Annotated in this window: 5 protein-coding genes; 2 read left to right on the plus strand and 3 right to left on the minus strand. The window is 57.2% G+C overall.

Annotated elements, in window-relative coordinates:
- The first annotated feature begins 14 nt into the window (after nucleotides 1-14).
- Both I6F36_RS33210 and I6F36_RS33215 read left to right on the plus strand, forming a co-directional pair.
- Nucleotides 15-1,646 (plus strand): asparagine synthase-related protein, encoded by a 1,632-nt coding sequence (locus I6F36_RS33210; protein ID WP_225144531.1) that lies wholly within the window; start codon nucleotides 15-17, stop codon nucleotides 1,644-1,646.
- Nucleotides 1,633-3,330 carry an ABC transporter ATP-binding protein gene (locus tag I6F36_RS33215; protein ID WP_225144530.1) on the plus strand — a complete coding sequence of 566 codons (1,698 nt, stop codon included), beginning with the start codon at nucleotides 1,633-1,635 and terminating at the stop codon, nucleotides 3,328-3,330. Before I6F36_RS33210 ends, I6F36_RS33215 begins: the two co-directional genes overlap by 14 nt.
- On the opposite strand, the gene I6F36_RS33220 is transcribed toward I6F36_RS33215, so the two are convergent.
- The 3 genes from I6F36_RS33220 to I6F36_RS33230 all read right to left on the minus strand — a co-directional run bounded on the left by I6F36_RS33220 (nucleotide 3,239) and on the right by I6F36_RS33230 (nucleotide 13,197).
- On the minus strand, nucleotides 3,239-3,934 hold the full coding sequence (locus I6F36_RS33220) for a GntR family transcriptional regulator (protein ID WP_225131377.1): 696 nt from the start codon (nucleotides 3,932-3,934) through the stop codon (nucleotides 3,239-3,241). The two genes, I6F36_RS33215 and I6F36_RS33220, sit on opposite strands and share 92 nt — an antisense overlap.
- 1,368 nt (nucleotides 3,935-5,302) lie before the next feature.
- Nucleotides 5,303-6,724, minus strand: a complete 1,422-nt coding sequence (locus I6F36_RS33225; RefSeq protein WP_225144529.1) for an MATE family efflux transporter — start codon at nucleotides 6,722-6,724, stop codon at nucleotides 5,303-5,305.
- The gene (locus tag I6F36_RS33230; protein ID WP_225172929.1) at nucleotides 6,721-13,197 is read right to left on the minus strand and encodes a non-ribosomal peptide synthetase; all 6,477 of its coding nucleotides are present in this window, start codon (nucleotides 13,195-13,197) and stop codon (nucleotides 6,721-6,723) included. Before I6F36_RS33230 ends, I6F36_RS33225 begins: the two co-directional genes overlap by 4 nt.
- Nucleotides 13,198-13,866 lie beyond the last annotated feature (669 nt).

Raw genomic sequence — 13,866 nt, forward strand, 5'->3', positions numbered from 1 at the left:
ATGTAGATGGGCTCTTGGATTCAGCGAAGGAGCTTGCCACCATCATTGTAGACGGCCGCGTGGAAATCACGGTGCTCAACGATATTGTTGACGCCGAGACCGGCATGCCGACTGAATTGGAACCAACACACTTCAAAGACACGTCTCTGCCGGAGATTGTCGCCTTGCTGCAGGAGCGGTACGCTGGCGATGCGGCGTTCATTGTTCGCGCGCCAAGTGGCATCGCGATCGTACGCCCACCTTTCTCGGAGATCTCCATCTTCTACCAGGTCAGAAATGATGAGATTGAGTGCTGGGCAGGACTGAAGCTGCCAGATGCCGCCTTGGCGCAACGCCACGCCTTCAACTTTGGCTATTTGACTGGCCTGATACGCAACGCGTCTTGGTTGACCCCGGAAACAGGGTTGTGTGGGATTTTTGAGCTACTGAGTGGCGCGGCGCTCATCGTCTCAAGGGGGACTTTTCGGCAAGTCGATTTTCTGGCGGGCGCCGTAGCCAGGCTCAACACCTCGACGTTCTCTTTCAAGGATGACGTGGCCAGTTTTCGCCAATTGATCTCAGCGAGCGTCGCTCACAAAACCCGCCACTATGGCGGTGCTTTCAGTATTCAATGTTCCGGGGGCCTTGATTCGTCGGTAGTGGCGCTGGCTGCGGCCGACCTCCATCGAGGCAGGCCCCTTTCCCTCCTGAACAGCTACTCAGAGACGGACGTCAATGGTGACGAACGCTTCTTTTTTGCCGCGCTAGCCGAGCAGGTGGGCGGCGCGCCAACCTATGTCGAAACGAATGCTCGCTCGTCGATGACCCATCTATCGTCAGAATTGCTGGCTCCAACGCCGCGGCCTTGTAAGCTAGCGGCCACGATCGCCACAACGGCTCAACTTCACGAGGCTGCGCAGGCCGCAGGATCGCGCCTGGTGCTCACAGGAGACGGAGGCGATCAACTATTTCTCAGAATGCGCCGCTTGACGATGGCCAGAGAGCTGCTTGCCGAATCCCGATCGCCACAAGATGCATTGCGCGAGCTCGCCGGCCTTGCGATTCAGGCTCGAACGTCTGTCTGGCGTGTTCTTCGCGAGGTGATCACCGGTCGGAGCGGCCGGGACTTACGCCGCCATATGCTCGGTGATCATCGGCCGCAGTCGCCTGTCGCGTCAGTGCGGCCGGATTTCGGTGCAGAGCTCGTACCAGGCGCCAGGTCCCTACGCCACCTGCCGACGACGCGACTGTTTCAGTTCTTCGGCATGCGTCATGCGGAGCTCAATCGCATCGCACTACGAGACATTGCGGTAGAAGAGCGAAAGGCGTTTGTGTTCTGGCCGCTCATCAAGGCAAGTCTCGTCACGGCTCGCCGACATCATCACTCAAATGGAATTGATCGTGCACTTGAGCGCGAGGCCTTCCGGGAACATTTGCCCGACGTGATCTACTATCGGGTTGGCAAAGGTGCCGGGCGCGACATGCTAATGCGGTACGAATATGGCGCCTTAGTGTCACGTGTCGAGCGTAGTGCATTGTATCGGCAAGGCTTGATCTCCCGCGATCTCCTCCGTTCAGCTATCGACAATTTGTCATACGACGCAGCGTTTGCACTCGTTCGTCTCTGCGCTGTTGCCGATTGGATGGACCTTCATGAACTGGGGTAAGCCGCTCTTGCCCCCGCTCCAATGGGACATCATCAAGACGAGCCTGCAATCTTCCCGCGTTCTTGTCGCGGGCTTCTTGCTCACGACCATTGCAGCGTCTGCCTGCACGGTCGCCGGGCCGCTCTTGTTCTCACGGGCCGTCGCCCGGCTGGCCAGCGCGCCGCCGCTTCTTACGCTCAGTTTGTTGTTGCTGTTTGCCGTTACGACCGCACTTGCTCGGTGCTTGCAGGAGGTCAAGGCGGTTCTGTCGAACAGGCTGGAACAGGACGTTCGTAATCTCTCCAGCAAGAAGATCATGGCCGCTCTGGTGAGCGCCGAGGGCTCGCTGTTTGCTCAAAACAATCCGAGCAAGATTTCGGCAATGGTAGAGAGTTGGCACCAGTCCAATAAGATCTACATTCAGCTCTATTTGATGGTGCTGATGGGCGGGGTCGCCGATGTTGCGTTCTCGTTCCTTGCCGTCGGTGGAGCAGCAAATTGGTTTGTGGCGCTGTTCGTTCTAGCCTACGGCGCCGTCCTCGTGTTGATAACGTGGAAGAGCAATAGAGTTACAAAGGTGTATCAGGCTGAGGCGCAGGCCTCAAGTAACGAGGGCTCGAACGTTTTAGGAAATGCAATCGAGAACATCATTTCGATCAGGGTGTTCCGCGCTCAACCCTGGATAGCTGAGTTGTATGACCGCCAGGCCGCCGCCACGCGCCGAGCCTGGCTCTCGTTCTATGGCGCCCGGTTGCGCTATGGCGCTTTGCAAGCGACCCTCTTGTTCGTTCAGTATGCCTCGATCTTGGGGCTTTCGCTGTGGCTCTATGACCGATCAGGCGAGATAGGTGGGCTCGTCATGGTGAGCATGATCCTGGTTCAACTGAACCGGCCCTTCGAGCTTATTGGCATGTCAATTCGAGACATCATCATTGCGCGTGGCATGGCCCGGCCGCTGCAGGCGCTGCTTGATGCCCATGCCCCAGCGGCACGACCCGCTATGCTCAAGCGTACTATGCCGATATCGGGCTCACTCGCCATTTCCATCAGCGCGCTTTCGTTTGGTTATGAGCGCGCCGCCTCGCCGCTTCTCTCTGGGATAACGGGCGAGTTCAAGCCCGGCGTCATCAACTTCATCATCGGACGCTCGGGCGCTGGCAAATCGACGCTTATGCAGCTCCTGCTAAAAATGCATCAAGGCTACAGCGGCCTGGTACGCGTTGGCTCTCTGGACCTGGCCACGATCGATCCGGAAGATTACTTGGCGCACGTAGGTTACGTGCCCCAAGAGCCTATGATGATGAATCTGAGTATCCGCGAAAACGTTCTGCTGGGCCGCCCGTTTCCCGATGCGGACGTGTTCCACGCCCTAGAATGCGTCCATCTGGCTGATAAGGTGACCTCCTTGCGGGACGGTTTGGACTACCGCGTCGGCGAGCGGGGCCAATTGCTAAGCGGCGGCGAGAGGCAGCGCCTTGCGATCGCCCGTGCCCTCATCGCAAGGCCTCGGCTGTTGCTCCTCGACGAGGCCAGTTCCGGGTTGGACGAGCAGACCGAGCGCGGAATCTTCGACGAACTTCGGCAACTCGCGTCGGACACGACGATCATAGCAATCACGCATCGCCGGGGCGTGATAAGTCCACGTGACTACGTGCTAGATTTGTCGTGGTCGGCATCCGCGAGAGCCTCGCTTGTGCTCGCATAACTTCCGTGACCCGGCGCCTGAAAAAGTCCTGGATGGCACGGGCTGCGCCTTTGTGCTGCCCTTCGACCATCAACGCACTGATACTTTGACTTTCGACAAGCAACTCGCTGTAGTACGTACGTGTTCCCATTGCGCGTGAAAGGTAGACATAAACGACGTCCGCGACGTGATCCGCAATGTGGCGATGCTGTTTGACCAGCAACGCGCGCCGATAGCACTCGCCTGCTTTCAAGAAGAGTTTGGCGGGATCCTCATTGCTTGCGTAGATGGGCTTAATTTCACCGCAGAAGCTTGCCGCCACTTCATCAATCAGCTTCGCCTTGGTGAAATCGCTGATGCTATCGACATACATTTGCGACAGCATGTTGCAGAACAGGATGGCTTGATGTGGGTCGATCGGCCTGGCGTTGAACCCCTTGTGGTCGACATTTTGCACCACATCGCGCTCAGTCAGCCGTATCAAAGCCTCTCGTACGGGCGAAATTCCGACGCGAAGCTCATCGGCAATGTCGGCAGGCTTCAAGGCTGTGCCGGGTAGCCAATGGCCCAGTAATAGACGCTCGCGCAAGGCCTGGAATACTGGATGCTGTGTCTCAAAAGCCATGATTACTCGCCCGTTCAAGCGGCCTGACTGAGGCGGTCAAGGGAGCCTCACCTCTTGGCATAGCTCATGCCGCCCCGGAAACCATGCGCGGTCCGGTCCGCGGCGAAATGGCTGCTAGCATAGGCCGCCATGGCAGGCCGTCCGCTAGGGCCACGAAGCTCTGCTGCCGAGTAGGAGGTGGGTATGTCCAAAGCGGAATAGGCGGTCGCAACGGGTAGAGGCGATGATCGAGCGGCATTTCTGCCATTGTGCAACCCGCCCAAGAAACAGCGTCGCTGCCACTGGTGCCGACGTCGGCGCCAACATGTTGGTTTCGCTGTTCACGATATTGCGTCCGCACTCGCGGTCCGCCGCCCAAAATCAGGATAGATTCGCCGGTCATCATGGCTCCCATTTCGTTCATCAAAATGTTAGTCGTTTGTTGGATCGGTGGAGAGCTCCAGCTCCGCTCGTCGCGCAGCCGCGTTCGTAACGAGATCAGCATCGGCGATTCGTAAGCCGCCACTTGCGCAATGGCGTGTTGGTGCTCCGAGGTGCATCCGAAGGGGAACGGGCCTGCATCGGGTGAACAACACCGCCACCATCGCTAAAGAAGAGCGTGCCGTTCAAACCGCCCTGCTTTCGCTGATCACGGAAGTCCTGCGGCCTGAGTCTAAGAATTGAAACATTCGCAATCCTTTTCGCTCGTTGGATAGCCTTGGCGTGGTCGGGGGCCGTCCCACCCATCTGAGATACAACTTGACGCTACGTACGATTCAAGGGATCTGAGGCCGTCAAACTGGACCATTTTTGGCTAGAGTTTTCGCCGCCGAATCCTCTCGGCTCGGAGCTTAACAACGGACTTAATCCCTCGATCTTCGAAATTTGCACTCGGCACGAATGCAGGTCGTCCCCGTGATGCCGTGTCTTTCGTTCTACCCGGAGACGTAGATTTTCCTTACGGCGTGCATGCCGCTTGGCCTCGCGGTAGTTGAGTACACACAATCGAAACAGAGCGCCCACAGCCGGGAATATCGCTCCGAAGGCGTCTTTGCGTTCTCAGACTGCAAGCCGCAAATTCCGGCTGCCTATCTTGCCTCACTATGAGCGACACGACACTGAAGGGCGGTCGGATTTCAGCCACGGATGTAGCTTCCTCATGATCGGTCTCTCTTATCCTTGGCTTGAGCTCGAGTGCTCGCCAAGACTAGGCGCGACGTCGACCTCGCCGCGCTGCGCCACCCGCGCACGACGTTCGACGGCTTTGCCTTCATCGCGATCGCAGCGATATAGACCGATACATAGCGACTCGCTTTGCACATCACACTTAATTTTGGAGCCATCCCGTCGCCGGCCATGCAGGCTTAAATGCCGGCTCCGATGATCAGATCAAAGAGCACTTTCGATTCCAGGCTGAACGTGTCGGCCGCATCGCCTGAGCTCAACGAACTGACGGCGCATGATAAACAGTGCAATCATCCCGGCGCCTAGCTCCGCGATGGCTTGACTGGCCAATACTCCGCTGAAGCCAGAGATGGCAGGGAAGAACAGTACAGCCGGAATGAAGAGATAATGTCTCGCGAAACACACAACCGCGCTGAGACGCGCTCTCCCGAGCGATTGAAGCATCGCCGTGACGACAGTCTCAATACCATACAGTCCAAAAAAGAGATGGAAGACGGTGCAGGCAGAAACGGCAATTTCCCTGACGCTATCGCTATCGCTGAACAGCCCGACCAAAGGACGGACAAAAACCATAACGGTCGCGGAATACGCAAAGGAAAGCGCAACCGTGATAGAGAGCATGACCTTTGCAGCCCTCAGTACGCGAGCAAAATCGCGTGCGCCCCAGCCAAAACCCAGGATAGCTTGAGACCCCATACAGAAACCGCTGATAAGCAGTGCGCCAATCGTTAAGAGTCGCACGGCTATTCCCACGGCCGCGATGGACTCTTCGCCGAAGGGCGCAGCTGCTCCGTACAAGAGCACGACAGTAATAGCAGATAAGATGCTGGTCATGGTCGCTGGCGCCCCCACGAACGCTATCTGTCTGATGCGATCTGCTCGCAACGAGATGTGAGACATCCTGACGACGACCATTCCGCGTCGCTTGGTAAAATACGCGATATAGAGGCTAATAGCCGCAGTCTGAGACACAAGCGTTGCGAGAGCGGCGCCTCGCACACCGAGGTCCAGCACGGATATGAGCACTGGATCAAGGCCAGCGTTCAGTATGAAGGCGGTCATCATCGTCCACATGCTAAATCGTGTATCGCCTTCGGCTCGGACGATGAAGCCGTTGACGATATTCAGAAGCATCAGGGTGCATCCGAACAAAAGTGTGGTCGCGTAGTCGAGCGCCAGGGGCATGATGGTTGGAGTTGCGCCGAGCGCTAGGAAGATCTCTCGCATGTTTAGAAACAGAGCGACTGTGACCGTGATGCCGACTGGCGCGGCGAGCGCGAGAGCAGTACTGGCGCCTCGACTCGCCTCTAGGTACTCACCAGCACCAAGATGACGAGATATGAACGACGCTGCTCCAACTCCTATCCCCTGTCCGGCCGCCGCGAGCAGGACCACGATCGGCAAGGTCATGCTGACGGCTGCGATCGCCGGCGCGCCGAGTGCGCCAACAAAGATTGCGTTGACGACCTGCTGCAACGCGTTGATCGACAAGCCAACAACAGACGGAATGGCGAGCCGTAGGATAAGTCTGAACAGACCGGGGTCTGATAGATCGATGCGCGCGTTCTTGTTCGGCATCACATCGTGATCGGCCTCGGCGGCGAATTCCGCATCGGGCTCATTCATGGATGAAGGTGTCCCGAGATCTTCCGAATTTCATTGATCGTCTGCAACAGCTCCTGTTGCAAGACCGTGCAAAGATGGCGGGTCACCTCATAATCGACCATGCTCGGATCATACGTGGTGTCAATCTGTAGATCGCCCGATTGATATCCGACATCGAACCAGAAGACGTGGATCGCCGCCGCTTGATGCATGTGTTCGCCGATCCAAAGTGGAGAAGGTTCTGTGTCTAGAAAACGGCGTGGGAAATGGCGCTGCAAGCGGGCGCGATAATTCACCCCAATTCTGGGCAGTGGCAGGCGATCGAGCCGACGCCGCATGGCTGGATCTCGGTTTAGGAATTTCAGGGCCCGAAAGCCTATTCCCCCGCGCGGCAGCGCATTGCGCTGCCGGTATATCAAACGAGCACGGTCGGAACGCGACTCCCTTCCTGTGACATTCAGTGAAAGCGGAACGAGCTCGCTGAGAAGACCAATGATCTGAGATGAATCGAAATCGTCAAACAGCCGGCCTCGTGTCGAGGTCAGGCTATCAATCCAGAGCGAATAGTTTCCGAACAGGGCGCCAAACGCACCCGACAGGGCAGCAAGAAACACATCAAAGTCCTGACAATTCGCTGATCTGGCTCCAATACTGAGGAGACTCGCTGTCCCTTCCCGGTCGATCTCAAGATGATACTTGGCCCGATCTACCCGAAGCGAACGGCCATCCGCATCCTCGCGACGACCTTTAAGACTTGCATCGTGAAGCTCTCTCGCGCTTCCTTCGGCAACACTCGTGCGGCCCGATGACGCGTCGCTGACACGGAAGTTGAATTGATCGTAGTCAATGCCTTCCCAGTGCTTGAGTTCGTCTGGTGCTTCGCTGTTCGCGTAGTGCTCGAGCCGCTTCAACCAGGGAGAGAGCCTTTGTACGGCCTCGGCACCATTCACATCATGGCCTGCAGCAAGAGCGTTGTATGCGTCCTCCAATGCTTCCAGGAATAGCCGATAGCCCATCCCATCCACTACGAAATGATGCACCAGTACCAGCAGATAATAATCGCCGCTTTCCGAAGCACGGAAGGCCACGACGTGAACAAGAGGCGTGTGGCCGTCAAACCGAAACATGTGTTGACGTCTTGCCGAGACGCTCTCGATTGTCCTGCGCTGGTCTGGGCCGGTCATCCGGACGAGATCGATCTCCTCCACGATGCGCTCGGCCGGACAAGGGCCAATCCCCAGCCGTAGTCCATCTTGGGTTCGGGCAACGCGGAGCCTGAGGCCTTCGTGCCTCTCGATGACATGGGCCAGAGCGCGGTCCAGGATCTTGATGTCCAGGATGCCGCCGCGCAAGAAGAACAGATCGCCTAGGTTAAAATGCTCGTCAAAGCCGACAAGAGAATTCCAAAACGATATTACGGGGGGCACAGGCAGTAGGCCGTCCGCGGAAGCCGCGTTGTGGGGTGCCGCCTCCGCTTCCCCGGCCGCCAACTCCCTGATGGTCGGTGTTCGATAGAGCAGGTTGACAGTGAGATTCAGCCCGGCTTTGCGCGCCAGCGTGACGCAACGTACGCTCAGAAGAGAATCGCCGCCGATATCAAAGAAACTGCTGTCGATTCCCACCCCCTCGGCGCCTAATAGATCCTCCCAGATCCGAGCAAGAACCCGCTCGTTCCTGGTGCGGGGCTCAGCAGATGGACTAGTTTCTATCTCGCGGTAAGGAACGGAGGAAAGGCGAGCACGGTCTATCTTTCCGCTTGTCGTCAGGGGAACACTGTCAACCAATCTGAAGGCTGTGGGAACCATGGGAGATGGCAATCTGTTGCGCAGGTGGGCGAGAATCTCTCGAGAGCTTAGATTCTCCCGAGCGGGCTCCAGGCTCGCCGTCAAGCGGCGATCCTCATCGATGCCTTCTGCGAAGACCGCGGCCTTTGCGATTGCCGGATGAGACTCAAGGGCAACTTCGACCTCCTCCGGCTCGATGCGAAAGCCCCTCACCTTGATCTGGTTGTCCGATCGGCCGCAAATCTCGAGAAGGCCGCTGATTGAGATGCGTGCGATGTCCCCACTTCGATAAAGCACATCGTATTGTCCGCCATCATACGGATTCGGCAGGAAACAGCGGTCAGTCCGATCTTGATCCTGCCAATACCCAGCGCTCAGACAGCGGCCCGCGATGCACAGTTCGCCGGAGGCTCCAACAGGCACTCTCTTCAATCGTGCATCGAGCACGTAGAGTTTTACGTTGTCGATTGGCCGTCCCACTGGGATAAGCGCCGAGTTGCCATCCGCATCCGATGTTTCGTGCACGGCTGCATTGGACGCACATTCCGTCGCACCATAGAAGTTCCACAAGGGCACGCCCGGAAAAGACCCGCGCCAGCGAGCAGGCAGCGAGGAAGGCATCGGTTCGGCGCTGCTTGTGACCAATCTCAAGGCGGTCCTTTGCGGTTGCCGTTCCTGGGACCCAATGATACCGGACAGGAGTGGCGGAGAGGCAAAAAAGCGTGTCACACGATGTTTTGCCAAACTGCACAACAACAGATCCGGATCTAGCACCTGCCCTTGGGTGAGGATCAGCGTGGGTACACCTCTCAGAAGCCCACCAAAATACTCCCAAGCGGACGCAACAAGGGAAGCGGACTTCTGGACAACCATCACGTCGGTACTATTGAAGGGAAAGCGTCGCCACATCCAGTTCAGCCGATTGAGAATGGCCGATTCCGGAATAAGAACCCCCTTCGCCCGCCCTGTTGAGGACGACGTGTATATAAGATTCGCAATTTGGTGATCTGAGGGTGAGTCGCTGGATTCGAAATTATCCGTCAGCGCCCTGCACCTGTCTAACGTCAATAGAGAAATCGAAGGTATGTCAAAGCCAGTCTCCGTGGTATTTGCGTGAACCAACACCTTTGCCTGACTATCTCGCAGGATATGTTGGATCCGATCAGGGGGATAATCTGGCGGTATCGGCACGACGATAGAGTGCAAAGCTCGCGCCGCCAGCATAACAGCGGCAACGTCAGGCGACCGGTCGACAAGCATGGCGACCATATCGCCAGCGCCCACGTCCAAATCCAGCAGGAAGGACCTGATAGCTGCTACGCGCTCACGCAGCTGGCTGAATGTGACTTCCCCGAACTCGCCAAAATATGCTACCTTGCTGTGATTGGAGACACTGATCTGCTCGAAGGCTTCTACAAGCAGACATTCACACTCATATGGCTGCCTGGATCCCTCCAGTGAGTTCAGTAGAGTGACGTCTGACGCGCTGAGGCAGCTCAGCTCCTCAATGGGCGCAAGCGGTTCGTCAACGCAGGCGGCAATCAGACACCGCAGATTGTTGGCCATGCGGACAGCCAGATCACTCGAGATTATGTCTTCCGCATACGCGAGCTGGAGCGCAATCTCGTCGCCGTCATCTTGCGCGTACAGTGTTAAGTCGAATTTGACATAGCCTGTGTCGTATTCGCGGAATGTCAGATCCAACTCGTCCCGACCAACGGGTTCGGCGGCTTCGGAGTACATGTTGAACATGACCTGGAAGATCGGTGATCGCCCCGGTTCGCGACATAACCTTGTATCCCTGACCATCCATCCGAATGGATAGGCCGAATTTGCGATGGCATCGCTGACCAGGCCCTGGATGCGCGTGGCATGAGCAGAAAAGGACTGACCGGCATCGATCGCGGCACGGATCGGTAGCATATTCAGGAAAAAGCCGACGATGTCGGCGCTGCCAGGTTGATCCCGTACAGCGTGTGGTATGCCGACGACAATGTCGTCCTGACCGCTATACATTCGTAGCAGCAGCTTGAAGCACGCCAGCAGTGTTGTCGACGTGGTGCAGCTGTTTCGGCGCGCAAATTCTCTTACACGACTGGAAAGATCGCCGCCAAGCAGCACTGGATGCGAGGCGCCGCGGTATGAATTTGTCTGCGGGCGCGCTCGTCCCGTTCCAAGCGAAAGCACCGGCGGATCATCACCAATCTGACGACGCCAATAGTGACGTTGGCTCTCCAGCGCCTCTGGAGAAACGTGTCGTTTTTCCCACGCCGCGTAGCCCGAGAGTGACGCACGGTTCTCTGGGCAAAACGCCACGGCATCTACGTACCTTTGCTGAAGATCTCTGAGCAGCACAGAGATGGACCAGGCATCGACGATGATTTCATGAGCGGTGATCAATATGAGATGATTGTCAGGACCAAGCCGGACCATGCGCGCGCGAAACAAGTGGCCCTGTCCGAGATCGAAATTGTCTTTCAGCTCCGTTCGCCGAAACTGTGCGATGAGCTCCTCAGCCTCGGAGGAGGTGAGATGAGATACATCGATCAATTCAAGATTGGTGCATGGCGGAGCATCAAAGCATTGAACCGGACCGTCTTTGTCGATAAAGCGCGCCGAAAGTGCCTGGTGGGAATGAATGACCTCGGTCCAGGCGCGATTGAACCGAGCTAAACTGATGTTTCCCTTAATGCGCAGCCCGCCTTGAATGATGTAGTTCCTGGCAGATGGATCGAGCTGCGCCAAAAACCAAAGGTGCTCCTGGAGGTGCGTCAGAGGTGATCGGTTTAGCTTTCGGCATGTCAAAGCCGTACACGGATTGAGCTCAGTGCGCCCCTCGATCGAAGCGGCAAGAGATCGAATTGTGCCATTCAGGACCAGTCTGAAATCCGCTCTCACTCCTAGCAAGGTCTGCAACTGTCCCAATATAAGCATTGCGCGGAGCGAGTCTCCGCCAAGGCTTATGAATTGGTCATTTACACCTATGTTCTCGATGCGCAAAATGCCGGACCAGATTTGACGTAGCCGGACTTCGAGGTCTGATTGCGGCTCCGCGAAGGGCGTTGACAATAACGGCCGAACACTGGCCGGGTCAGGCAACGCTGCAAAATCGACCTTTCCGTTCCTGGTCAGTGGAATATCGTCCACATGGACGATTCTTTCCGGAAGCATGTAGCTGGGGAGTGCCTCAGCAAGAAACTTCCGAAGATCGCTTTCCGCCAGTTCAGCTGGAGCCGACACATACGCGACCAGACGCCGCGATTCGGCTTGCGCCTCCGACCCAGCTATATCTCGCGCCGTAAGCTTTACACCTGCGCAGACAGATGCGACTGCGACGGCGCCATGCACCGAGGGATGAGCGGACAAACGAGCTTCGATTTCTCCCAGCTCGATTCTGTGCCCGCGAATTTTAACCTGACGATCCCGTCGACCGAGACATTCCAGAAGCCCGTCGGAACGAACGCGCCCAAGATCACCTGTCCGGTATAGGCGCCCGAACGACGGGTCGTTTGAGAACGGGTTCGGCCCAAACGCATTCTTGGTGCGGACATGGTCATTGACGTAACCGGCAGCGACACCGACGCCGCTAACACAGATTTCGCCGACTTCTCCTACACTGCAGAGCCGTGGTCCGTCCGCGACATAAACCTCAACGTTTTGAATTGGCCTGCCGATCGGCACATAAGGCTCAGCCAGCGCAGGCGGAACGGAAACCAGATGATGCGTCACGCCGTCGGCGCACTCGGTCGGCCCGTAATGATTGAGAATGGAAACGTGGGGATACAAGGCAAGCCACGCACGCGCCAATCCGGGCGTTAAAGGTTCTCCGACCGTAGAAATAATCCGCAAGCCGTCCATGGCTCGCTCTGCCGCGGCAAGCGATTGCAGATATTCAACAAACACTGCCAGCATCGACGGAACGAGTTGGACGATCGTAGCGCCGCATCGTTGAATTGCTTGAAGGAGCGATGAGGGCGATCTCAGTGTCGAATCATCGATGATTGATGTAGAGGCTCCGACGCAAAGCCCAGAAAGAAGCTGCCAAAGCGAGATGTCAAAGCAGTGCGATGCCGTTTGCGCGACGCAATCCGTCCGAGTGAGACTTAGGGCATCGATCTTTGCCGCCAAATGATTGTTTAGGCCGTCGCGCTCGATCATTGCGCCCTTAGGCTGGCCCGTCGAACCAGACGTAAACAGAATATAGGCAAGTCCATCCGCGTTCGGGGATGGCACAACAGACGAGGTCTGCACCCGGCGCAGAGCCGCCTCTATAGCTACGAATTGCGGAGCTGCTTTGCTGCTCTTCTGGAATAGGCTGAGCGAATCCGGCCGGTCTCGGCCCATCAACAAAGCGCAGCGGCTCTGCTCGATCATGAATGATGTACGGGAAGCCGGCAGCGATGGATCGAGCGGTAGGTACGTTGATCCAGCTTTCAAAATTGCGATGACCGCCGTCGCCCAGTCGAGGTCCCGCCCTCCCCAATAGCCGACAACCGCGCCGCGAGCACCCTGCTCTCGTAAGGTCCTTGCAAGGGCATCCGATCTTGATCGTAGCGCCTCATATGTGAGTTCGTCTGCGCCGTGCCTCAGCGCAACTCTCTCCGGATCCGAATCTGCAAGCCGATCGATCGCCGTGACCGCGTCAACCGGTTGACGTTCCATAGACTGCTTCTTGCCTGATTGATTTTCCGTAGGCACGCGCCCCGCCATTCGTCGCCTTCTTCGGCGCCCAAATCGGAACGCCGGAGCTCGTCATCGAGGTGACATGCGCAGCCACCCTGATTCCGCACGTCGGTTTTGTCCGTATGACCTTCTCGCTGTTCGCTTCTGGCTCGATGATCGGCAGAGGAACAGGAGGACGCTAGGACCCCGCGTCCACTTTGGCACCTACCCACTCTTGTAGTGGACCTGCCATCGTCTGCATGGCACTCGCGATCGACGCGCCCACAGGCTCGTTACGGCTTGTGATTAGCGTAATTGTCCGATTTCGCGGCACTTGAGCCGGCACCACCAACCCATCGAGAGCGTGTAGGCCACCCCGGCGATACAGCTTGTACGGACGAAAGGCTTCTTACCGTAACCACCGCCAGACCGATGGTGTTCAAGCCGGTGATCGTCGCCACAGGGACCCGGCGGCGCCTCAACATTCCAACGAGTTATCGAAGCTCGCAGCAGCAGTCCCAAGCACGGCCTTGAGGTCATCCAAGTGCTGGCACCGGCAAACAAAGCGCCCGATCACCTCGTCACCTAAATCCGAATAGCTCCGCTTATTTGGCCGTTAGTCAACGGAGATTTATTTATGACGATGACAACGCGAGCTGGAAATTGAGGCGTCGTGTCATCGCCCAAACTGGTGTGGATAGGCGCCGAGGGCACATT

Source organism: Bradyrhizobium sp. BRP19, from assembly GCF_020194195.1.
In the GTDB taxonomy this organism is placed as follows: domain Bacteria; phylum Pseudomonadota; class Alphaproteobacteria; order Rhizobiales; family Xanthobacteraceae; genus Bradyrhizobium; species Bradyrhizobium yuanmingense.

Coding starts and splice junctions, on each gene's coding strand:
- I6F36_RS33215 (WP_225144530.1), top strand. CDS start 1,633: ATGAACTGGGGTAAGCCGCTCTTGCCCCCGCTCCAATGGGACATCATC.
- I6F36_RS33220 (WP_225131377.1), bottom strand. CDS start 3,934: ATGGCTTTTGAGACACAGCATCCAGTATTCCAGGCCTTGCGCGAGCGT.
- I6F36_RS33225 (WP_225144529.1), bottom strand. CDS start 6,724: ATGAATGAGCCCGATGCGGAATTCGCCGCCGAGGCCGATCACGATGTG.
- I6F36_RS33230 (WP_225172929.1), bottom strand. CDS start 13,197: ATGGCGGGGCGCGTGCCTACGGAAAATCAATCAGGCAAGAAGCAGTCT.